Source organism: Reyranella aquatilis (genome assembly GCF_020880995.1).
Taxonomy (GTDB): domain Bacteria; phylum Pseudomonadota; class Alphaproteobacteria; order Reyranellales; family Reyranellaceae; genus Reyranella; species Reyranella aquatilis.
The window spans coordinates 121561-140369 of the sequence record NZ_JAJISD010000011.1 but is presented as its reverse complement, the minus strand read 5'-3'; the positions used below and the strand labels follow the sequence as shown (position 1 = coordinate 140369).

22 protein-coding genes are annotated in these 18809 nt (G+C 66.9%); 9 read left to right on the top strand and 13 right to left on the bottom strand.

All coding sequences use genetic code 11. From position 1 onward, the window contains the following. The 9 genes from LJ725_RS22735 to LJ725_RS22695 form a co-directional block, all read right to left on the bottom strand. Nucleotides 1-252 (bottom strand): hypothetical protein, encoded by a 252-nt coding sequence (locus LJ725_RS22735; RefSeq protein ID WP_230553238.1) that lies wholly within the window; start codon nucleotides 250-252, stop codon nucleotides 1-3. Nucleotides 253-453: 201 nt separating this feature from the next. Then, the gene (locus LJ725_RS22730; RefSeq protein ID WP_230553237.1) at nucleotides 454-828 is read right to left on the bottom strand and encodes a hypothetical protein; all 375 of its coding nucleotides are present in this window, start codon (nucleotides 826-828) and stop codon (nucleotides 454-456) included. A 99-nt stretch (nucleotides 829-927) separates the two neighbouring features. Continuing rightward, complete coding sequence (gene pyk, locus LJ725_RS22725) at nucleotides 928-2340, bottom strand: pyruvate kinase (protein ID WP_230553236.1); 1413 nt, start codon at nucleotides 2338-2340, stop codon at nucleotides 928-930. A gap of 9 nt (nucleotides 2341-2349) precedes the next feature. Next, a complete protein-coding gene (gene ltnD, locus LJ725_RS22720) occupies nucleotides 2350-3264 on the bottom strand; it encodes an L-threonate dehydrogenase (protein ID WP_230553235.1) in 915 nt (304 codons plus the stop codon). 3 nt (nucleotides 3265-3267) lie between these two features. Continuing rightward, nucleotides 3268-4053: a 2-oxo-tetronate isomerase gene (gene otnI, locus LJ725_RS22715; protein WP_230553234.1), complete on the bottom strand. Its 786-nt coding sequence runs from the start codon at nucleotides 4051-4053 to the stop codon at nucleotides 3268-3270. Between the two features lie 14 nt (nucleotides 4054-4067). Next, the gene (otnC, locus tag LJ725_RS22710; RefSeq protein WP_230553233.1) at nucleotides 4068-4715 is read right to left on the bottom strand and encodes a 3-oxo-tetronate 4-phosphate decarboxylase; all 648 of its coding nucleotides are present in this window, start codon (nucleotides 4713-4715) and stop codon (nucleotides 4068-4070) included. Then, complete coding sequence (gene otnK / locus LJ725_RS22705) at nucleotides 4712-5968, bottom strand: 3-oxo-tetronate kinase (RefSeq protein WP_230553232.1); 1257 nt, start codon at nucleotides 5966-5968, stop codon at nucleotides 4712-4714. The genes otnC and otnK overlap by 4 nt, the downstream gene beginning before the upstream one ends. Before the next feature lie 9 nt (nucleotides 5969-5977). Then, entirely contained in the window at nucleotides 5978-6397 is a 420-nt protein-coding gene (locus LJ725_RS22700; RefSeq protein ID WP_230553231.1) for a GFA family protein, read from the bottom strand. Then, entirely contained in the window at nucleotides 6394-7671 is a 1278-nt protein-coding gene (locus LJ725_RS22695) for a glycerate kinase type-2 family protein (RefSeq protein WP_230553230.1), read from the bottom strand. The genes LJ725_RS22700 and LJ725_RS22695 overlap by 4 nt, the downstream gene beginning before the upstream one ends. A gap of 29 nt (nucleotides 7672-7700) precedes the next feature. Between LJ725_RS22695 and LJ725_RS22690 the strand changes: the two genes are divergently transcribed. The 3 genes from LJ725_RS22690 to LJ725_RS22680 are packed head-to-tail and all read left to right on the top strand — an operon-like array spanning nucleotide 7701 to nucleotide 9451. Then, entirely contained in the window at nucleotides 7701-8468 is a 768-nt protein-coding gene (locus LJ725_RS22690) for an N-formylglutamate amidohydrolase (protein WP_230553229.1), read from the top strand. Next, complete coding sequence (locus LJ725_RS22685) at nucleotides 8465-9130, top strand: DUF6925 family protein (RefSeq protein WP_230553228.1); 666 nt, start codon at nucleotides 8465-8467, stop codon at nucleotides 9128-9130. Before LJ725_RS22690 ends, LJ725_RS22685 begins: the two co-directional genes overlap by 4 nt. Nucleotides 9131-9151: 21 nt before the next feature. Continuing rightward, nucleotides 9152-9451 carry a DUF1244 domain-containing protein gene (locus LJ725_RS22680; protein WP_230553227.1) on the top strand — a complete coding sequence of 100 codons (300 nt, stop codon included), beginning with the start codon at nucleotides 9152-9154 and terminating at the stop codon, nucleotides 9449-9451. 36 nt (nucleotides 9452-9487) lie between these two features. On the opposite strand, the gene LJ725_RS22675 is transcribed toward LJ725_RS22680, so the two are convergent. The 4 genes from LJ725_RS22675 to LJ725_RS22660 form a co-directional block, all read right to left on the bottom strand. Further along, nucleotides 9488-10081: a MarR family winged helix-turn-helix transcriptional regulator gene (locus tag LJ725_RS22675; protein ID WP_230553226.1), complete on the bottom strand. Its 594-nt coding sequence runs from the start codon at nucleotides 10079-10081 to the stop codon at nucleotides 9488-9490. Nucleotides 10082-10179: 98 nt separating this feature from the next. Continuing rightward, nucleotides 10180-10941, bottom strand: coding sequence for an ABC transporter permease (locus LJ725_RS22670; RefSeq protein WP_230553225.1), 762 nt, complete (start codon nucleotides 10939-10941; stop codon nucleotides 10180-10182). A gap of 3 nt (nucleotides 10942-10944) precedes the next feature. After that, the gene (locus tag LJ725_RS22665; RefSeq protein WP_230553224.1) at nucleotides 10945-11706 is read right to left on the bottom strand and encodes an ABC transporter ATP-binding protein; all 762 of its coding nucleotides are present in this window, start codon (nucleotides 11704-11706) and stop codon (nucleotides 10945-10947) included. Nucleotides 11707-11727: 21 nt separating this feature from the next. Further along, entirely contained in the window at nucleotides 11728-12705 is a 978-nt protein-coding gene (locus LJ725_RS22660; protein WP_230553223.1) for an ABC transporter substrate-binding protein, read from the bottom strand. Nucleotides 12706-13012: 307 nt separating this feature from the next. Between LJ725_RS22660 and LJ725_RS22655 the strand changes: the two genes are divergently transcribed. The 6 genes from LJ725_RS22655 (at nucleotide 13013) to LJ725_RS22630 (ending at nucleotide 18681) form a co-directional block, all read left to right on the top strand. Further along, entirely contained in the window at nucleotides 13013-14143 is a 1131-nt protein-coding gene (locus LJ725_RS22655; protein WP_230553222.1) for an FAD-dependent monooxygenase, read from the top strand. Between the two features lie 14 nt (nucleotides 14144-14157). Further along, nucleotides 14158-15108 (top strand): polysaccharide deacetylase family protein, encoded by a 951-nt coding sequence (locus tag LJ725_RS22650; RefSeq protein ID WP_230553221.1) that lies wholly within the window; start codon nucleotides 14158-14160, stop codon nucleotides 15106-15108. 116 nt (nucleotides 15109-15224) lie between these two features. Then, complete coding sequence (locus LJ725_RS22645; RefSeq protein ID WP_230553220.1) at nucleotides 15225-15497, top strand: DUF2312 domain-containing protein; 273 nt, start codon at nucleotides 15225-15227, stop codon at nucleotides 15495-15497. 107 nt (nucleotides 15498-15604) lie between these two features. Beyond that, nucleotides 15605-16750 (top strand): YncE family protein, encoded by a 1146-nt coding sequence (locus LJ725_RS22640; protein WP_230553219.1) that lies wholly within the window; start codon nucleotides 15605-15607, stop codon nucleotides 16748-16750. A gap of 14 nt (nucleotides 16751-16764) precedes the next feature. Beyond that, a complete protein-coding gene (locus LJ725_RS22635) occupies nucleotides 16765-17733 on the top strand; it encodes a Bug family tripartite tricarboxylate transporter substrate binding protein (protein WP_230553218.1) in 969 nt (322 codons plus the stop codon). A 210-nt stretch (nucleotides 17734-17943) separates the two neighbouring features. Then, nucleotides 17944-18681 (top strand): universal stress protein, encoded by a 738-nt coding sequence (locus LJ725_RS22630; RefSeq protein WP_230553217.1) that lies wholly within the window; start codon nucleotides 17944-17946, stop codon nucleotides 18679-18681. Nucleotides 18682-18809 lie beyond the last annotated feature (128 nt).

Genomic DNA, 18809 nt, shown 5'->3' with positions numbered 1-18809 from the left:
CTACAGGCCCGTCGCCAGGCGGATGCGGGCCTTGAGCAGATCCGTGTCGTGCGGAAGCTGACTGACCTCGGCCTCGATCAGCGACGAGGTGGAAGTGGGGGCGGCCTTGGCCCGGCCGGTCGCCGCATCGACGACCACGGCGAGGGTGAGGAGCGCGGCCACGACGACCAGCAGATCGACCAAGGAAAAACGCATCCGGCGATACTCTTGGGGAATGGCGATGGCCCGGGGCTTGTTCTGGCCGGTTTGCATGATGGCCTCTTGGAGTTTCGTCTGGGCTGGAATGGTTGCTTATGATTGCCGTTTCAGTCGGCCCCGGGACCGGACTGCGGCGATAACAAGATGGATTGTGTCAACCGCGTCCGATCGTGGCTCCGGCGACGGCTGCGAAGGTCAGGATTGAGGCGGCAATTACCAGGAAGTCGATCCAGCCGAGTGATAGGCGACGGCGCTTCACGACCGGTCTCCGGACTTGCTGGGCGGGTTATCGCCGCGGGGCGGCGACGCCGGACGGTACTTCTCCAGCACCGGCATGAGCCTTTCGGCCGACACGTTCAGCGCGGTGGCGAGAGCCTGGACGTGACTCTTCATCTGCGCCTCGGTCGGTTGCTGCCGCTCGGCGTGCTGGGGCGGACCGACCTTGCGGAAGGCCTCGCGCACCCGGTCGGTGGGCAGGCCGAGATCGGACGCGATCTGCTCGACCGGGGGCCCGCCGCGGGCGGGCACTCCCTGCCCGGAAGGGCTTTGCGCGAGCACGCCACCTGCGAAGATGACGACGCAGCCGAGGGCGAGGAGAGCGTCAACGGTGGCGAAATTGCGGCGAGCCATGGAACCTCTCGTTGTGTCTTCACGAGAGCTTACGGGGACACGCCGACGATCATCCCTCGCCCGAAATCGTGCGCGGGTCGTGCGGTGTGGCCCAGGCCGTCAGACGTAGGCGATCCGCAGGATGTTGGTGGCGCCAGGGGTGCCGAACGGGACGCCCGCAGTGACGACCAGGCGCTCGCCTTCCTGGGCGATGCCCTGCTGGCGGGCGATGCGGACGGCGCGCTGGACCATGTCGGCGAAGTTGTGCGCGTCTTCCGTCTGCACCGGAAGCACGCCCCAGGTGAGCGTCATGCGCCGGGCGGTGTCGTGGTTCGGCGTGAGGCACAGGATGCGCACGTCGGGCCGCTCGCGGGCCGCGCGCAGGGTCGTCGAGCCGGTGTTGGTGTAGGTGACGATCGCGGCGGCGGAGAGCGTATGGGCGCATTGGCGGGCGGCCGCGCTGATCGCATCGGCGGTCGTCGCCTCGGGCTCGCGGCGGCTGGCATCCATGAGGCGGCGATAGAGGGGATCGCCTTCGACGCTCTTCAGGATGCGGTCCATGATCGTGACGGCTTCGACCGGATAGTCGCCGGAGGCGGACTCTGCGGACAGCATCACGGCGTCCGTGCCGTCATAGACGGCGGTGGCCACGTCGGACACTTCGGCGCGAGTCGGCGTCGGCGAATGGACCATGGAATCCAGCATCTGGGTCGCCACGATTGCCGGACGACCAGCGACGCGACAGGCGGCGAGGATGCGCTTCTGCAGCGGCGGCACGGCCTCGGGCGGCATTTCCACCCCGAGGTCGCCGCGTGCGACCATGATGCCGTCGCTCTGCTCGATGATCTCGTCGAGATGCTCGATCGCCTGCGGCTTCTCGAGCTTGGCCATCACGGCGGCGCGGCCGGCGACCAGCTTCTTCAGCTCCGCGATGTCGTTGGCATGCTGCACGAAGGACAGCGCCACCCAGTCGACGCCGAGCGACAGGCCGAACACCAGATCCTTGTGATCCTTCGGCGTCATCGGCGACATCGGCAGGACAAGGTTGGGCAGATTGACGCCCTTGCGATCGCTGATGGGGCCGGCGACCTCGACGACCGTGTCGATCGTCTCGGCATCGTGCTCGACGATGCGCAGGCGGACCTTGCCGTCATCGATCAGCAGGAGGCCGTCGGGCTTCGCGGCCTTGAATATCTCCGGATGGAGCAGGGGGATGCGCTTGGCCGTGCCCGGTGCCGGATCCATGTCGAAGCGCAGCCGCTGTCCCTTCTTCAGTTCCATCGGACCCTTCGCAAAGGTGCCGAGGCGCAGCTTGGGGCCCTGCAGGTCCATCAGGATGGCGATGGGGTGCTTGTATTCCTTCTCCAGCGCGCGGAGCTGCTGGACGCGCTTGCGATGGTCCTCATGCTGTCCGTGGCTGAAATTCAGGCGAAAGACATCGGCCCCGGCCTCGAACAATGTGCGCAGGCGCTCGGTGGTCGCGGAAGCGGGGCCGAGGGTGGCGACGATCTTGGTGAAACGGCTGCGATGCATCGGTCCAGTCTACTTTGCCGGTGACGACACTTTGAAGTCGCCCGCCTGTTCGTAGACCTTTACGACGGCAGCGTCATCCAGCTTGCCCCAGCCGGCGCCCGCCGCCGCGATGAACAATTGATGAGCGGCAGCGGCCAAGGGAAGCGGCAACCGCAGCTCATGGCCGGTATCGAGCACCAGGCCGAGATCCTTCACGAAGATCTCGACGGCGGAGAGCGGCGTGTAGTCGTCGTCGAGCATGTGGGGTACGCGATTGCCGAACATCCAGGAATTTCCGGCGCTGGCGGAGATGACCTCGTACACCGCGCGCGTGTCGGCGCCGGCCTTGGCCGCGAGCGCCATCGCCTCGGCAGCCGTCGCGATGTGCACGCCGGCCAGGAGCTGGTTCACCGTCTTCACCAGTGAGCCGATGCCGGCCTTGTCGCCGAGACGAAACACTTTCGCGGCGGTAGCCGAGAGGATCGACTCCGCCGCGGCGTAGGCCTGGGCATTGCCCGAGGACATGAAAGTGAGTTCGCCGGACTCAGCGCGCGCCCGGCCGCCGGACATCGGCGCATCGAGCAGATCGTGGCCGCTCGCCGCCAGGCGCTCGTCGAGCTTGCGCACGAAGGCGGCGGGGCAGGTGGCGCACTGCATCACGAGGCCGCCCTTGCGCAGGGACGCTGCGGCGCCGCCCTCGCCATAGAGGACGGTCTCGACCTGCTGGGCGTTGACGACGGCCACGATCACCACGTCGGCGCCTTTGGCGGCCTCGGCCGGCGTGGCGGCCGTGGTGCCGCCCGCGGCCACAAAGGCGTCGCGCGCGGCGGCGCTGGGATCGACGCCGATCACCTTGTGGCCGTGCTTCAGCAGGTTCTTCGCCATGCCGAGGCCCATCGAGCCCAGGCCCACGAAAGCGACGACGGGTGTGTTCTTGTCGGTCATGGATCAGGCCTCGATGCCGTATTTTTTCGCCCAACCGAGACCGGCACCGGTCGTCGTCCTGGGCTTGTATTCGAGCCCGACATAGCCGTCGTAACTGAGGCGGTCGAGCACATCGAGCAGGTAGAGGTGATTGACCTCGCCGAGATCGGGCTCGTTGCGATCCGGGTTGCCGGCGATCTGCACATGCGAAGTTATGGGAAACAGGCGCTCCATCCGCTTCTGCAGGTCCCCCTCGGTGACCTGCAGGTGATAGAGGTCGAGCTGCAGGCGCAGATGCGGCGCGCCGACTTCGTCGATGATCGCCTTCACCTGGTCTGTCGTGTTGGTGAAGTAGCCCGGAATGTCGCGATGGTTGATCGGCTCCAGCACGATGGTGATGCCGCTCTTGGCGGTGCGATCGCAGACTTTCTTCAGGTTGGAGACGAAGGTGCGGTGCATCGCTCTCACGTCGGCGCCCGGCGCGATCATGCCCGACATCACGTGCAGGGTCCGGCACTCCAGCACCTGCGCATAGTCCAGCGCCTTGTCGATGGCCGCCGCGAACTCGGCTTCACGGCCGGGCAGAGCCGCCAGTCCGCGCTCGCCTTTGCTGGCGTCGCCCGGCGGCAGGTTGAACAGTGCCTGCGTCAGCTTGTGCTTCTTCAACTCGGCGGCGATGTCGGCGGCCGGCGCCTCGTAGGGGAACAGGATCTCGACGGCCTTGAAGCCGTGCGCGGCGGCGGCGCCGAAGCGCTGCAGGAACGGCACTTCCTGGTAGATCCAGGAGAGATTGGCAGCGAGCTTGGGCATTCTTCTTGGTCCAATCAGGAAGGATAGGCTTCTTCGACGTCGCGCACTTCGCGATCCGACAGGATGCGGGGCTTGAAGCCCTGTAGCAGCAGATGCAGCTTGGCCGTCTCTTCCAGTTCCTCGATCGAGGCCGAGGCGGCCGACAGCGACGTTCCCGCGACCACCGGGCCGTGGTTGGCCAGCAGCACGGCGCGATGGCCCTTGGCATAGTCTCGGATGGCGTCGGCCAGCTTCGGATCGCCCGGCTTGAAATAGGGGACCAGCGGCAGCTTGCCGACCCGCATCACGAAGTAGGGCGTGATCGGCGGCAGGGTTGTCTCGGCATTGTGGTGGCAGGACGGATCGAGGCAGGAGATCGCCACGGCATGCGTGCAATGGAGATGCACGATGGCGCCGTCCTTGGGCCGCACGTCGTAGACCGAGCGGTGCAGCAGCGCTTCCTTGGTCGGGAGATCGCCCGCGACATGCTTGCCCGAGAGGTCGATCTTGGAGAGCTGGCCGGGCTCGAGTTCGCCCAGCGACGAATTGGTCGGCGTCATCAGCCAGCCGTCGGCGATGCGGGCGCTGATGTTGCCCGAGGTGCCGGGGCACAGGCCGCGCGCGGCGAGCTTGGCGCCCAGCGCGCAGATCTGCTCGCGCATCTTGGTTTCTGCGGTGCTCATGGCCGGTCGAACGCCTTCGTGAAGAAATCGGGGGCGCCGAAATTGCCGGACTTCAGCGCAAGCAGGATCGGCTTCGCACCGACCGAGGCGGTCCACGGCACGCCGGGATCGATCTCGGGGCCGATGCGCAGTGCCGTCACGTCGAGCGCGCTCACGACGGCGCCCGACGTCTCGCCGCCCGCGACGACCAGCCGGCCGACGCCGGCAGCCACCAGGCCGCGCGCCAGCCCCGCCATCGTCTTTTCGATGGCCTGGCTCGATGCCTCGACGCCGTACTTCGCCTGCAGGGCCTTGACCTTTTCGGGCTTGTCGCTGGCCGAGAGAAGGATCGGCCCGCTGCCGAGCTTGTCCTTCGCCCAGTCGAGCGCCTTGCCGGCGACGTCCTCGCCGCGGCAGATCGCGTCCGTGTCGAGGGCGAGATGCGGGCCCTTGAAGGTCGCGATCTGGCCGAGTGTCGCGGCCGAGCAGGAACCCGCCACGACTGCGCACGCACCCTCGACCTTCGGCAGAGCGCCGGCGCCGGCGCGATGGGCGAGCAGGCCGCGGCGGCGATAGGCGGCCGGAAGACCGAGGGCGACGCCCGAGCCGCCCGTCACGAGGACATCGTCGCCGATCGCCTCGCCGATGATGCCGAGATCGGTGTCGGCCACCGCATCGACCACGACATGGCGCACGTCGTCGGCCGCGAGCCTGTCCAGCGCCGCGCGCAGCACGGCCGAGCCCGACTGGACCTGCTTCAGTGCCACCAGGCCGACCTTGTGGGGCGTCTGCCGTGCGAGCACGCGCACCAGGCTGGCGTCGGTCATCGGCGTCAGCGGATGGTGCTTCATGTGCGAATCTGACAGCAGCAGGTCGCCCACGAACAGGTGGCCGAAGAAGGTCGTGCGGCCGTTCACCGGGAAGGCGGGGCAGTAGATCGCCTGCTTGGCCTTCAGCGCGTCGAGCAGGGCGTCGCCGACGGGGCCGATGTTGCCGGCGTCGGTCGAATCGAAGGTCGAGCAGTACTTGAAGAAGAACCGCACGCAGCCCGCGTCCTGCAGCGCCTTCAGGGCGTCAAGCGACTGGGCGACCGCGTCGGCGGCGGGGATCGAGCGTGTCTTGAGCGCCACGACGACGGCATCGACGTCGTCGGGGATCGTGCCTTTCGCCGGCACGCCGATTGTCTGGATCGTGCGCATGCCGCCCTTGACCAGCATGCCCGCGATGTCGGTTGCGCCGGTAAAGTCGTCGGCGATAACTCCGAGAATGGCCATGGTCCGACGTTAGGCGATGACCGTTGCCGGCATCCAGAACTTTCGGCGCCGGGCGCGCCGACGCGCCTCGTCCTCCCCGTCATAGTGATGCAACGGCGGTGCAGCATCGAAAGTGTCGCGGAGATCGAGTGCGTTCACGTTCACGATCCCGATGGCGCCGCTTTCGCCCGGCATCACGGCGCCGACATAGGTGCCGCAGCGGGCGCAGAGCAGGTAGTCGGTGATGCCGAGGCCAAACCGATAGCGCGACAGCGTGCCCGGTTCGGCGCGAAATTCGACGCTACCGCCGGGATCGCCCATGGTGCGGGCGCCGTGGCGCCGGCAGAAGCTGCAGCCGCAGCGACCGACGCGCATTTCCTCCGGCTTCTTGTCCGACGTGAGCGCGATGGCGATCGCGCCGCAATGGCAGGACCCTGGATAGGTCGTCATGGTGCGATCAGGGTGACTCTGAAGTCGTTGACGTTGGTGCGCGTCGGCCCGGTTATCAGGCTGTCGCCCAGTCTCTCGAAGAAGCCATGACCGTCATTGTCGTCGAGCAGGGCCTGCGGATCGCAGCCCCCCGCGCGTGCGCGGGCGAGCGTGTCGGGCGTGAACACGGCGCCGGCGATGTCCTCCGCCCCGTCGACGCCGTCGGTATCGGCCGACAGGCCCCAGATGCCGGGCGTGCCGCCCGCCGCGATGGCCTGGGCCAGCAGGTATTCGACGTTGCGGCCCCCACGGCCCTTGCCACGCACCGTGACGGTGGTCTCACCGCCGGACAGGATTGCCACCGGCTTGCCGCCGCGCTGCGCCGTGTCGATGGCCAGGCGGGCGTGCGCCGCGCCCAGTTCGCGGGCTTCGCCTTCGAGATTGTCGCCCAGCATCACGACGTCCACGCCGTGCGCCTTGGCCACGGCCGCCGCGGCGTCGAGGGAGCGCTGCGGCGTGGCGACCATGATCGTCTCGACGTCGTTCAGGCGCCGATCGCCGGGCTTCGGCGTCTCCTCGATGCGACCGGCCGCGCCGTCCTGCAGATGCTTCAGCACCGGGGCGGGCGGATCGATGCGGTACTTGGCCAGCACGGCGAGCGCATCGGCGAACGTCGTCTTGTCGGCGACGGTCGGACCGGAGCCGATCACGCCGGGATCGTCGTTCGGCACGTCGGAGATCAGCCAGGAGAGGACGCGCGCCGGTTGGGCAGCGATGGCGAGACGGCCGCCCTTGATCGCCGAGAGATGCTTTCGCACCGTGTTCATCTCGACGATGTTGGCGCCCGATTTCAGCAGGGCGCGATTGACGTTCTGCTTGTCGGACAGCGTCAGCCCCTCGGCGGGAAGCGACAGCAGCGCGGAGGCCCCGCCGGAGATCAGGCAAAGCAGGAGGTCGTCGGCGCTGAGTCCCTGCACGCGCTCGAAGATGCGGCCGGCGGCCTGGCGGCCCTTGTCGTCGGGCACGGGATGCGCGGCCTCGACGATCTCGATTCGCTTGCAGGTCTCGCCGTAGCCGTAGCGCGTGACGACCAGTCCTTCGAGTGGATGCGGCCACTGATCCTCGACCGCGCGCGCCATGGCGGCGCTGGCCTTGCCCGCGCCGATGACGATCGTGCGCCCCTTCGGCGGCTGCAGTTTCGCGATGTAGGGGGCGAGGCAGGTCGCGGGACGAGCGGCGGCGAGGGCGGCATCGAAGAGAGCGCGCAACAGGGCGCGGGCATCGGCATCTTTCATTTGCCCGATCTTCGCACTATAGGGGCGCGATGCAACCGTTGCTCGGGCCGGGCGATCCGCCTCCGTTTTCCGTCTTCAACGAGCAGGGCAGGGCGCCGCTGTTGTTGCTCTGCGACCATGCCAGCAAGGCGGTGCCGCGGGCGCTGGGGGATCTCGGCATCCCCGGGAGCGAGCTCGCGCGCCACATCGGCTGGGACATCGGCGGTCTCGACGCCGCCATCGAACTGGCGAAGACGCTCGATGCACCGCTGGTGTCGTCCGGCTATTCCCGTCTCGTGATCGACTGCAATCGCTGGCCGGGCGGCGAAGGCTCCACACCCGAGATCAGCGACGGAACCGTCGTGCCCGCCAACCGAGCGCTTACGAAGGAGCAGGTCGACGCCCGCGCCGAGGCCTGTTTCTGGCCCTATCACCGCGAGGTCGACCGGCTGCTCGATGCGATGACGGAGGGCGGCCGCGCGATCTGCCTGCTGGTGATGCACAGTTTCACGCCGGTGATGAAGGGCTTCGTGCGCCCCTGGCACGTCGGCGTGCTGTGGAACGATGATGCGCGCCTGCCCGAACCGCTGCTCGCGGAACTGCGCCGCGACGCCTCGCTGGTCGTGGGCGACAACGAGCCCTATTCGGCGCGCGCCTCCTACGAATACACGCTGACCGCCCATGCCCGGCCGCGGGCGCTGCCGCATTGTTCGCTCGAGGTCCGGCAGGATCTCATGGGCACGCCGGAAGATGCGCGGGCTTGGGGCCGGCGGCTGGCGCCCGCGATCTCAAGCGCCGTCGGAAAGGCTCTCTCATGAACTGCGTCGAACTCTCGGAAGCGCCGCGCGATCTCGTGCGACGTCACCTCGCCGATGCCGCGAACGGCTGGAGCGTCGGGACCTGGGGCGCCATCGGCGAATTCCAGTACGACGAGGGCGAGCCCGGTCTCGTCGTCGACGCAGAGAACCTGTCGGTGTCGAGCCGGCGCGGGGCGTTGCGGGTCGGCGACCTCGCGGAGGTCAAGCCGTTCGCCCTGGTCGACGAGAAAGGCCGTACCCGCGAAATCGCCTTCTGCTCGGCGCGGCCGGCGAGCGGGCGGACGGTGATCCATGCGCTGGACGCGGTGACGTTCGATCTTGGGATCGGCGTTCCTCATATCGACATGCTGGTGCGCCTGCGCGAGGACGACGCGGAAACCCGCCGCGCCCTGGAGGCGGGGATCGGCAGGCCGCTGCTGACGGCGGAGAATCCGGCCGGGCCGGCAATCGGCAAGGCCAGCCCTACGCGGGTCTTCGCGTCGGCCTTCGCCACGCTCGAAGTCCATCAGCCGATCCCGCCGCCGGGCGGCCGCTCGCCGGAAGGACCTCACAGCCACCTGCTGCCCCATCACCTCAAAGAGGGACGGATGCATGCGCCGGGATCGCCCCTGCCGGCTGGTTTATACTGCGGCCTGAGCCTATATCCCCGGACACGCCTTTAGCCTGTGGTTCAGGAGAGCATCATGGACGACAAGACCCGCACCGAACTCGAGGCCGCTGCTTTCCGGCGTCTGGTGTCGCACCTGCAGGAACGCACAGACGTCCAGAACATCGACCTGATGAACCTGGCCGGTTTCTGCCGCAATTGCCTGTCGCGCTGGTATCGCGAGGAAGCCGGCAAGCAGGGCATCGAGATCGCCGATCCCAAGGCCCGCGAGATCGTCTACGGGATGCCCTACGAGGAATGGAAGGCCAGGCACCAGAAGGAAGCTTCGGGCGATCAGAAGAAGGCCTTCGAGAAGGCGCAGCATAAGCACGGCTGACGTAACGCGGCCGCCGCCCCGGCCAGGCGGCCGGGGCTAGCCCGGCCAGTCGTCGATCGCGGCGGCAAAGCGTGAAAGTTCCTCAAGCAGTCGCTTCTGACCGTCGTCGCCGAGTATCCTGAGGCGGCTGCGCTGAACGTCGAAAACCCGTGGGATGGCCTCGTTGATGACGGTTTCTCCCGCCGCGGTGAGTTGTACCCGCAGCGTCCGGCGATCGCTCGGCTCGGCGAGCCGGGCGATGAAATTCTGGGATTCGAGCTTGTTCAGCCGGCTCGTCAGACCGGCCCCGCTCAAAAGCAGCGATTGAACCAATTGCTTGGGCGTGAGGCAGTAGGGCGTGCCGGCGCGCCTCAGAGCCGTCAGAACGTCGAATGTGCCGCGGGTCAGGTCGAAGGGGGCGAGAGCTTCCTCGATGAAGGCGGTGCACTGCATCTGGATCCTCGCAACGAGGCCGTAGATCTGCACCGGGCTGGTATCGATGTCGGGCCGTTCGGTGCGCCACTGCGAAAAAATCGCATCGACCTGGTCGCGGGCGGCCCGGGCACTTGCCGTCGGCCGCCGGCCCTGCCGCTTCGGCTTCGCGGCCGTGGGCCCCGGAGTGCGTTCGCTTCGTGGCTTGCCGCTGACCATCTTTCCTCCGTTGGCAAGGGCGAGGCCCCGATGCCGCCCAGGCTGCCGTTGGTCCGTGGCGGACCCCGCCCTCCGTGAAAGGGTTTGCACGGCCACGCTCAGGGCGTCCAGTCGATCACCCGGCGCTCGATCCATTCGATGCCGTGAAAGAGAGCGATGCTCAGCAGCGTAAGCAGCGCGATGGCGGCGAAGGCGAGAGGGGTCTGCGACTGCGACGTCGAGATGAGGATAAGATAGCCGAGCCCCTCCTGTGCCGCCACGAACTCGCCGATGACAGAACCGATGACGGCGAATGTCACCGCCACCTTGCAGCCCGTGAAGAAGTGCGGCAGCGCAACCGGAATGCGCAGGCGCCGAAAGATCATGTGCTGCGAGGCGCCGAGCGACCGCATCAGGTCAAGCATGGTTCGAGGAGCCGCTTCCAGGCCAGCGATCAGATTGACCAGGATCGGGAAGAAGCACACGAGGATGACGATCACGATCTTGGGCCACTCCGAGAGACCTAGCCATAGGATGATCAGGGGAGCGACCGCGACCTTGGGCACCGATTGGAGACCGAGCAAGATCGGATAGAGCAGCCTGCGGGCGGTCGCGTTCAGGGCGATCAGGACCGCCAGCGGCAGCGACAGCGCGATGGCCAGAAGGAATCCCACAAGGGTTTCGCGCAAGGTCACGAGACTGTTGAGGCCGAGTTCGGGCGCCCATTTGAGCGCCGTGCTGCCGATCTCGCTCGGGGCCGGCAGGATCCAGGCGGGAATCGCGAACACGCGGACGGACACTTCCCAAGCGACCAGAAGTATCAGGTAAACCGCGGGGATGGTGGCGCGGTCGGCGAAGCGCGAGGAGGAAGATCCGCTCATCGCTCAGGCCCTGCGGTCGAAGATGATATCGCGGATCTGCTGCTTCAGTTCCTGGAAGCGCGGCAGTGCGGGCGTGTCGGCATTGCGCGGGCGCGGCAGGTCGATCTCGATGTCGGCGCGGATCCGTCCGGGTCTCGGGGACATGACCAGCACGCGGTCGCTGAGCAGGATCGCCTCCTCGATGTCGTGAGTGATCAGGAATGCGGTGCGTCCCAAGTCCTGCCAGAGGCCGGACAGTTCGAGCGACAGCTCCTCACGCGTCAGCGCATCGAGCGCGCCGAACGGCTCGTCTAGCAGCAGCAGGCGCGGATCGGCGAGCAGTGCCCGGCAGAGCGCCGCGCGCTGGCGCATGCCGCCGGACAACATCTGGGGACGATGGTTGGCGAAAGCGCTGAGGCCGGTCATCTCCAGAAGGCGCAGCGCGCGCTCGCGCGCTGCCGCCTTGGGAAGCGCGAGAACGTCGGCGGGAAGCAGGACGTTTTCCAGCACTGTGTTCCAGGGGAACAGCACATGCTCCTGGAATACGATGCCGACCTCATGGGAGGGCGCATCGAGCGGTGTGCCGTAGCGCATCATCGTGCCGCCGTCGGGCATCTCCAGGCCGGCGACCAGCCGCAGCAGGGTGGACTTGCCGCAGCCGGAGGGGCCGACGACGGCGACGAAGCTGCCGGTCGGGATATGCAGGTCGATCGGCCCGAGCGCATGGACCGACGTTCCTGCTGCGCCGGGGTAGTGCTTGCTCACCCCTTGGAGATCGATGGCCACCACGTCCGCCGCCGGCCGCCATCATTCGACGAAGCCCGGAGCGTAGAGCTGCTCCGGCTGCACGGGCGACTTCAGGGTGAAGTTGGCAGACATGACCTCGACGGTGCCCGCGATGCTCTTCGGGTTGATGCTGCCCAGCGGCTGGCCGGGCACGGTCGCGAGCTCGCCGACCAGCTTGGTCTCGCCCTCGATGATCGCCGGGGCCAGTTCCTTCTGGTACTTGGCCATGATGGCGGCGGCTTCGGCCGGGTTGGCGAAGGCATCCTTCATGCCCCTGATCGTCGCCTTGACGAAGGAGCGCACCAGTTCGGGCTGCTTGGCGATCGTCTCCTCCGACGCGATCAGTCCGTTCCCGTAATAATCCAGGCCCGAATCCTTGTAGGCGATGCGCACCGTTTCCTTGGGCGCGATCGCCGCCGCGATCAACGGCTCGCCTACCGAGAACTGGCCGATCGCGTCGACGCGGCCGTTGGCAAGGAGCGAGGGCAGGGCGGAGCCTTCCGCGACGACCCACTTCACCTTATTGGCGTCGATGCCGGCCGCCTTGGCGAAGGCCGGGAACAGCAGGCGGACCGAACTCGACGCGGTGTCGGCGATGGTCTTGCCTTCCAGGTCCTTGGGCGAGGCGATGCCCGTTCCCTTCACGCCGAAGATGGCCTGCGGCGGCCGGGCATAGACGATCGAGACCAGCTTCACCGGCACGCCGTCATTGCCGCGCGCCAGGACCAGCGAGCCCGCATCGGCGAAGCCGATCGTCGCCAGGCCGGCGGCCACCTTCTTGATCGCATCGGCCGAGCCCTGGCCGCGCAGGAAGGTCACGTCGAGGCCGGCTTCCTTGTAGTAGCCCTTCTCGCGCGCGACGTAGAAGTAGGCGTGGCGTCCGTTGAAGCCGAAGTCGGTGATGAAGTTCACATCGGTCGCGCGGGCCGGCGCCGCACTGGCCGCGGCCATGCCGGCGACAAGGCCGATTGCGGCGGCGAGACGTCCAAGCAGTTCCATAGATCACACCCTCGTTCGAACAGGGAAGGCCCCCGGCAGGCTGCGGCGCCATCGCCGCCACTGAGCGTTCCGATTGCCTTTGCACATTTCATTCCATATCGAACGAAAAGCATACTGCAGTTCAGCGTGCCGCTCCGAGCCCGGTGCTCATCTCTTGGTCAAAATGACCAATAAACAGCCTGAAATTCGGTCTTTATGGGTGGATACGATGTCGCCCAAAGGGCTCGGAATGGCAAACCGGCCTCTATTCATTCGATATCGAATAATCTACGAAGGGTCTTCGAAACGCGTGATCGAGGTGAAGCGGATGGATCGGCAGACGCGAATCGCAGTTGTCGGCGGCGGGTTGGCGGGGCTCACGGTGGCGGCTCTGTTGCAGCGCAATGGATATCCTGTCGCCGTCTACGAGCAGACGCCGAACTTTTCGCGGATCGGGGCGGGCATCATCCTCGGGGCCAATGTCGCCAAGGTCCTGCGGTCGCTCGGCCTCGAACCCAGCTTCACGGAAACCGGCATTCGGCCCGATGCCTTCGTCAGTCGCGCCTGGGACAGTGGCGAGACGCTCTACGAACTCGTCTTCGACGCCGCCTGCGAAGCGCGGTTCGGCGGTCCCTTCGTCAACATCCATCGCGCCGACCTGCATCGCATCCTGCAGACGCCGCTTGCGCCGGGAACGATCCGGTTCGGTCATCGGCTGGCGGGACTCGAAGAGACGCCGGGCGGGATCACGCTGACTTTCGACAATGGTGCCAGCACCGAGGTCGACATCGTGATCGGCGCCGACGGCATTCGCTCGCGCGTGCGCGACGAGATCCTCGGGCACGAGCAGCCGCGCTTCATCGGACGCATTGCCCCGAGGGCGGTCTTCCCGGCCGAGCGTCTCGGCGACCTCGCGATCCGCGATTGCACCAAATGGTGGGGCCCCGATCGCCACGTGCTGGTCTATTACATGACGGCGCGGCGGGACGAGGTCTATGTCATGGCCGCCATCCCGGCCGATCGCTGGGACGGCGATGGCACGCCGATCCCTGGCACGCGCGACGACTTCGTGTCGGCGCTGGAAGGCTTCCATCCCGAGCTGCTGCGGGCGGCCGAGGCGGCGACCGACGTGTCCGTCTGGCCGATCATGGATCGGCCGCGTAACGACACGTGGCACAAGGGCCGCGTCGTTCTGATGGGAGACGCCTGCCACGCCGTGCGGCCGTTCATGGCCGCGGGCGGCTCGATGGCGATCGAGGATGCCGCCATTCTCCATCGCTGCATCGTCGAGGCGACCGACACCGAGGCGGCGTTCCGCCGTTACGCGGCCAACCGCATCCCGCGGGTGGCCGAGGTGCAGCGCATCTCCATCGCCAATACCTGGATGCACGGGCCGACGGAGGTTGACTGGTTCTTCGCCTACGATCCCAGCACTGCCCCGCTCGACGCCGCCGCCTGATCCCGGAGCCGCCAATGTCCGCATTCGATTCCGCTGCCGCCACCGACATCCGCCCCGACGCGATGAAAGTCCGCGATCTCGTCGGCTATGGCGAGACGCCGCCCCATCCGCACTGGCCGGGCAATGCGCGGATCGCCGTCAACTTCAACCTCAACGTCGAGGGCGGTGGCGAATCGACCTTGGCCAACGGCGATGCGGTGTCGGAGGGGATGCTGAACGACATCGGCGTGGAGACTAAGGCGAGCCGCCGGGTGCCGCTCGTCGAATCGGTCTTCGAGTATGGCAGCCGCCGCGGCGCGTGGCGGCTCCTCGACATCTTCGCGCGTTTCTCGGTCCCGGTGAGCGTGCTGGGCGTTGCCCGGGCGCTGGAACAGAATCCGCTGCTCGCGCGGGCCTGCGTCGAACGCGGTCACGAGATGGTCAGCCACGGCTATCGCTGGATCGACTATGGCGAGGTCGATGAGGCGACCGAGCGTGCGCACATCCGCCAGGCGGTGGAGATCCTGACACGCCTCGCCGGCAGTCGTCCGGTGGGCTGGATGACCGGGCGCCCCGGCGAGAACACACGCCGGCTCGTGGCCGAGGAGGGCGGCTTTCTCTACGATCGGGATTCGCTTGCCGACGAATTGCCCTACTGGGTGGAAACCGCAAACGGGCCCCATCTGGTGATCCCGTATTCCTACGAGACGAACGACAACCGGTTCGACGCGAACTCCGGCTTCTCGACCGCCCAGGATTTCTTCGAGTACATGCGCGACGCCTTCGACATCCTCTACGAGGAGGGTGCTGCGGGGGCGCCGAAGTTGCTGTCGATCGGACTGCACGATCGGCTGATCGGACGACCGGGCCGCGCGGGCGGCCTCGTCAAGTTCCTGCAGCATGCGACGGCCCGCGAGGGAGTCTGGTTCTGTCGCGGCATTGACATCGCACGCCATTGGCGGGCGCGGTTCCCGGCCCGTGCATAGAAGGGCCCCCTGCCGTGCGCCGTCCCCGTTATCCCCACCTTTCATCGCATCGTCATCATTGAGCCGACGGGTCCGCTCCCCCTATGGTCCGGCGGTCGAGAGCAAGGAGTAGGGACATGCCGGACGGCAGCGACATTTCCAAGAAGACGAAAGCCGGCCCGATCTCCGCAGACCGCCTGAAGAGCTTCGTCGAGCGTATCGAGAAGCTCGAGGAAGAGCGCAAGGCCATCGGCGGCGACATCAAGGACGTCTACAGCGAGGCCAAGGGCGTCGGCTACGACGTCAAGACCATGCGCAAGATCATTTCCCTGCGCTCGATGGATGCGGCCGACCGGGCCGAGCAGGAGACGCTGCTGGATGTCTACAAGCACGCCCTCGGGATGGTCTGAGACCGCTCGGACCGACTACGGAAAATTGATTTCGCACGCCTCGGGCAGGCGCTAGGGTCTTCCACGGCACGAACGCTCCACCAAGGAGCCGGCCGTGGAGGAAGCCCATGCGAAATACCGTTATCACCGGCGTCTGCCTTGCCTTGAGTTTCGGCGCACCACAGGCGTATGCCCAGCTTGCCGTCTCTTCGAACGATCACAAGATCGTCCAGGAGAACGGGGTCAACCGCAATCTGCCCAATCCGCCGCCCGACACGGTCACGATCATGGATCTCGGGGCGCTGCCCGTTAAGGTGGTCGGCACCGTCTCGAACGTGCCGGGCAGCGTCGTCGGCCCGCCGCTCTCGGTCGCGATCACCCCGGACGAATCGATTGCGCTGATCGCCTCCTCGTCGAAGATCGACCCCGCCGACCCGACGAAGCTCGTGCCCGACGATCGCGTGACCGTGATCGATCTCAAGGACCGCAAGATCCTGGGAACGCTCAACACCGGTCCCGGCGCGGCCGGCATCTCGATCACGAAGGACGGCAAGCGAGCCTACGTGGCCAACCGCATGGCGGGCTCGATCTCGATCCTGTCGATCGACGGCAAGGACGTGAAGCTGGTGAAGACGGTGCCGCTGATGGATGCCAAAACACTGCTCAGCCACCTGGCGGTCTCGCCGGACGGCGCGACCGGTGTCGCGACGCGCAACGGTGACGCCAAGGTCGAACTGATGAAGCTCGGCGGCGACAACATCACCTCTTCTTCCGTGCTGGATGTCGCGCCGCGCCCCTATGCCGTTTCTGTGACGCCGGACAGCAAGACCGCCGTCGTCGCGAGCCTCGGGGATCCCAAGGCCAATGGCATCCTCACCGTGATCGACCTCGCCACCGGCAAGATCGTGGGCACCACCGACATCGGTCACGAGAACCTCGAAGGCATGATGATGTCGAGCGACGGACGATGGATCGCCGCCGTCGCGCATGCCGGCTCGACCCGGCCCAAGGACGCGCCGCAATTCAAGCCCAACGGCATGGTCGTGCTCTACAAGCTCGACGGCACGGGCCTCACCAAGACCGGAGAGGCGCCGATCGGCGGCTGGTCGCAGGGCGCCTCGTTCTCGCGCGACGGATCGGCCATCGTCGTGCAGAACATGAACGAGAAGAACCTGCAGGTGTTCAAGAACGACAACGGCAAGCTCACGGACACCGGCCAGAAGATCGATGTCGGTGGCGGTGCGGCGGCTGTCAGGAGCTCCACCGACCGATGATCCGGCGGCGGAGTATGCTGGTCCTTCCGCTCGCCGCTGCCGCGGCGGGCGGGACACCGTCGGCGCGCGGGCAGGGCTTCCCGTTGCAGCCAGTGCACGTCGTCGTGCCGTTTCCGCCGGGCGGCGGCACCGATTCGCTCGCCCGTGCCATCCAGGAGCCGATGCAGAAGGCCCTCGGCGGCACGGGAGGCGGCACGATGATCGTGGACAACAAGGGGGGTGGCGGCGGCAGCATCGCGCACGAGTTCGTCGCCAAGCAGCCGGCCGACGGTCACTGGCTGGTGGTCAGCGCCAACAACCTGCCGCTCTATCCGCACATCGTCGCGAAGCTCGGCTTCGACGCCCGGACAGCCTTCGTGCCGATCGGCTTCATCGCCAAGCAGGAGTCGATCCTGGTCGGCAGTCTCGATGCACCCTGGCCCGACCTCAAAGCGATCATCGCGGCCGCCAAGGCTTCACCGGGCTCGGTTCAGTACGGCACGGCGGGGCTCACCACGCCAATGCATCTGTCGACTGAGCAGTTCGCCATGCTGAACGGTATCAGGCTGACGCATGTGCCATTCCGCGGCACCGGCCCGCTGGTGACCGACCTGCTGGGCGGCCATATAAAGCTCGGCATGTCGAGCATCACCAGCGTGGCGCAGCAGATCGCCGCCGGGAAGCTGAAGCCCTACGCGATGGCCTCGCTCGAGCGCTCGTCGGTCGCCCCCTTCATACCGACTTTCAAGGAACTGGGCGCGGGCGATGTCGACGGCACGATCGTCTATACGCTGCTCGCACCGGCCGGCACGCCGCCGGCGGTCGTCACCCGTCTGAACGAGGCGCTGAATGCTGCGGTGGCGACGCCGGAACAGAAGCAGGATCTCTCCAGGCGCGGCTTCGTCGCCATGGGCGGCACGCCACAGCAACTCGGCGACTGGCTGAAGGTGCAGGAACCCATCTGGGTGCCGGTGCTTCAGGCGGCGGGGATCAAGCCGGAGTAGAGGTCGCCTGAGCGGCTTGGCTCCGGCACGGAGAGAAACGGCTTGATCGACGTCAAGGCGGGCCTCCTTGTCATCTTCACATTGCCCTATCCCGCCGCGGAGAGCTGAATGCGCTCAATACTGGTTACTGTCGACGATACTCCGTCCGCGATCGCTGCGAGGGCGATCGCCGCTGGACTGGCTCGACAATGTGGGGCTCGGGTGAGGGGTGTGACGGCACTGGACGTCAGCGATCTCGAGGGCGCGGAAGCGGTTCCCATGGGTGGCGCGCAACTGGGCTACGAGCGGTACCGGCGTCGGCAGGAACTGGCAAGGGAGCGCCGCGAGCGCGTTGCTGGACTACCCGCCATGTTCGAAAGGGCTCTGGCCGAGTCCGGCATGCATGCGCCTTGCACGACGCTCGATGCGGACATTCGCGTCGGACTGCTTCGACTCATCGAAACATCCGATCTCGTCGTCACCGGGCGGGACACCGACTTCCATCTCGAGCCGCTCGACGGAGTGACTCCGCTCGTCGACCACATCATTGCAAAGGGATGTCGTCCCGTCGTGGTGTGCGGCCCCGACTGGAACGAGCGCGGGCCGGTCATGGTAGCCTACGACGGAAGCGCCCCGTCGGCGAAGGCGCTGCAGATCGCCGCTTTGATGGGGGTCTTTGGTTCTGCCAACGTTCGGGTCGTCTCGGTATCGCGCGAGGCTGCGGCGGCCGTGACGGCTGCCGAGCGCGCCCGCTCGTACCTGCGTCTGCATGGTTTCGATTGTGAACTCGAAGCTGTCGAAACGACGGAGAATCCGGCCGACGTTCTGCTGAGACGCGCGTCGGAGACCGGCGCGCGATTGCTCGTGATGGGAGCCTTCGGTCACCGTGGCTTTCGCGAGATCCTGTTCGGTTCAACGACGAGGCGCCTGTTCGACAGCGCACCGGTTCCACTCTTCATCTACCACTGACCACGTAGGGACCCGGCTTCGCCATTGATCCAGATCAAGGGCGGACTGGGGGGCATTCTCCAGAATTGCACACCATGTGAGATGGCCCTTTTGGCGATGTCTCGCACCGTGTTCAGCCATTTTGGAGA

What these genes read in the sequence shown, in the direction of transcription:
- LJ725_RS22735 (WP_230553238.1), bottom strand. Translation starts at nt 252, where the DNA reads ATGCAAACCGGCCAGAACAAGCCCCGGGCCATCGCCATTCCCCAAGAG.
- LJ725_RS22730 (WP_230553237.1), bottom strand. Translation starts at nt 828, where the DNA reads ATGGCTCGCCGCAATTTCGCCACCGTTGACGCTCTCCTCGCCCTCGGC.
- LJ725_RS22650 (WP_230553221.1), top strand. Translation starts at nt 14,158, where the DNA reads ATGTCCGCATTCGATTCCGCTGCCGCCACCGACATCCGCCCCGACGCG.
- otnK (WP_230553232.1), bottom strand. Translation starts at nt 5,968, where the DNA reads ATGGCCATTCTCGGAGTTATCGCCGACGACTTTACCGGCGCAACCGAC.
- otnC (WP_230553233.1), bottom strand. Translation starts at nt 4,715, where the DNA reads ATGAGCACCGCAGAAACCAAGATGCGCGAGCAGATCTGCGCGCTGGGC.
- LJ725_RS22635 (WP_230553218.1), top strand. Translation starts at nt 16,765, where the DNA reads ATGCTGGTCCTTCCGCTCGCCGCTGCCGCGGCGGGCGGGACACCGTCG.
- LJ725_RS22690 (WP_230553229.1), top strand. Translation starts at nt 7,701, where the DNA reads ATGCAACCGTTGCTCGGGCCGGGCGATCCGCCTCCGTTTTCCGTCTTC.
- LJ725_RS22670 (WP_230553225.1), bottom strand. Translation starts at nt 10,941, where the DNA reads ATGAGCGGATCTTCCTCCTCGCGCTTCGCCGACCGCGCCACCATCCCC.
- LJ725_RS22655 (WP_230553222.1), top strand. Translation starts at nt 13,013, where the DNA reads ATGGATCGGCAGACGCGAATCGCAGTTGTCGGCGGCGGGTTGGCGGGG.
- ltnD (WP_230553235.1), bottom strand. Translation starts at nt 3,264, where the DNA reads ATGACCGACAAGAACACACCCGTCGTCGCTTTCGTGGGCCTGGGCTCG.
- LJ725_RS22685 (WP_230553228.1), top strand. Translation starts at nt 8,465, where the DNA reads ATGAACTGCGTCGAACTCTCGGAAGCGCCGCGCGATCTCGTGCGACGT.
- LJ725_RS22645 (WP_230553220.1), top strand. Translation starts at nt 15,225, where the DNA reads ATGCCGGACGGCAGCGACATTTCCAAGAAGACGAAAGCCGGCCCGATC.
- LJ725_RS22640 (WP_230553219.1), top strand. Translation starts at nt 15,605, where the DNA reads ATGCGAAATACCGTTATCACCGGCGTCTGCCTTGCCTTGAGTTTCGGC.
- LJ725_RS22695 (WP_230553230.1), bottom strand. Translation starts at nt 7,671, where the DNA reads ATGAAAGATGCCGATGCCCGCGCCCTGTTGCGCGCTCTCTTCGATGCC.
- LJ725_RS22680 (WP_230553227.1), top strand. Translation starts at nt 9,152, where the DNA reads ATGGACGACAAGACCCGCACCGAACTCGAGGCCGCTGCTTTCCGGCGT.
- LJ725_RS22675 (WP_230553226.1), bottom strand. Translation starts at nt 10,081, where the DNA reads ATGGTCAGCGGCAAGCCACGAAGCGAACGCACTCCGGGGCCCACGGCC.
- otnI (WP_230553234.1), bottom strand. Translation starts at nt 4,053, where the DNA reads ATGCCCAAGCTCGCTGCCAATCTCTCCTGGATCTACCAGGAAGTGCCG.
- pyk (WP_230553236.1), bottom strand. Translation starts at nt 2,340, where the DNA reads ATGCATCGCAGCCGTTTCACCAAGATCGTCGCCACCCTCGGCCCCGCT.
- LJ725_RS22660 (WP_230553223.1), bottom strand. Translation starts at nt 12,705, where the DNA reads ATGGAACTGCTTGGACGTCTCGCCGCCGCAATCGGCCTTGTCGCCGGC.
- LJ725_RS22700 (WP_230553231.1), bottom strand. Translation starts at nt 6,397, where the DNA reads ATGACGACCTATCCAGGGTCCTGCCATTGCGGCGCGATCGCCATCGCG.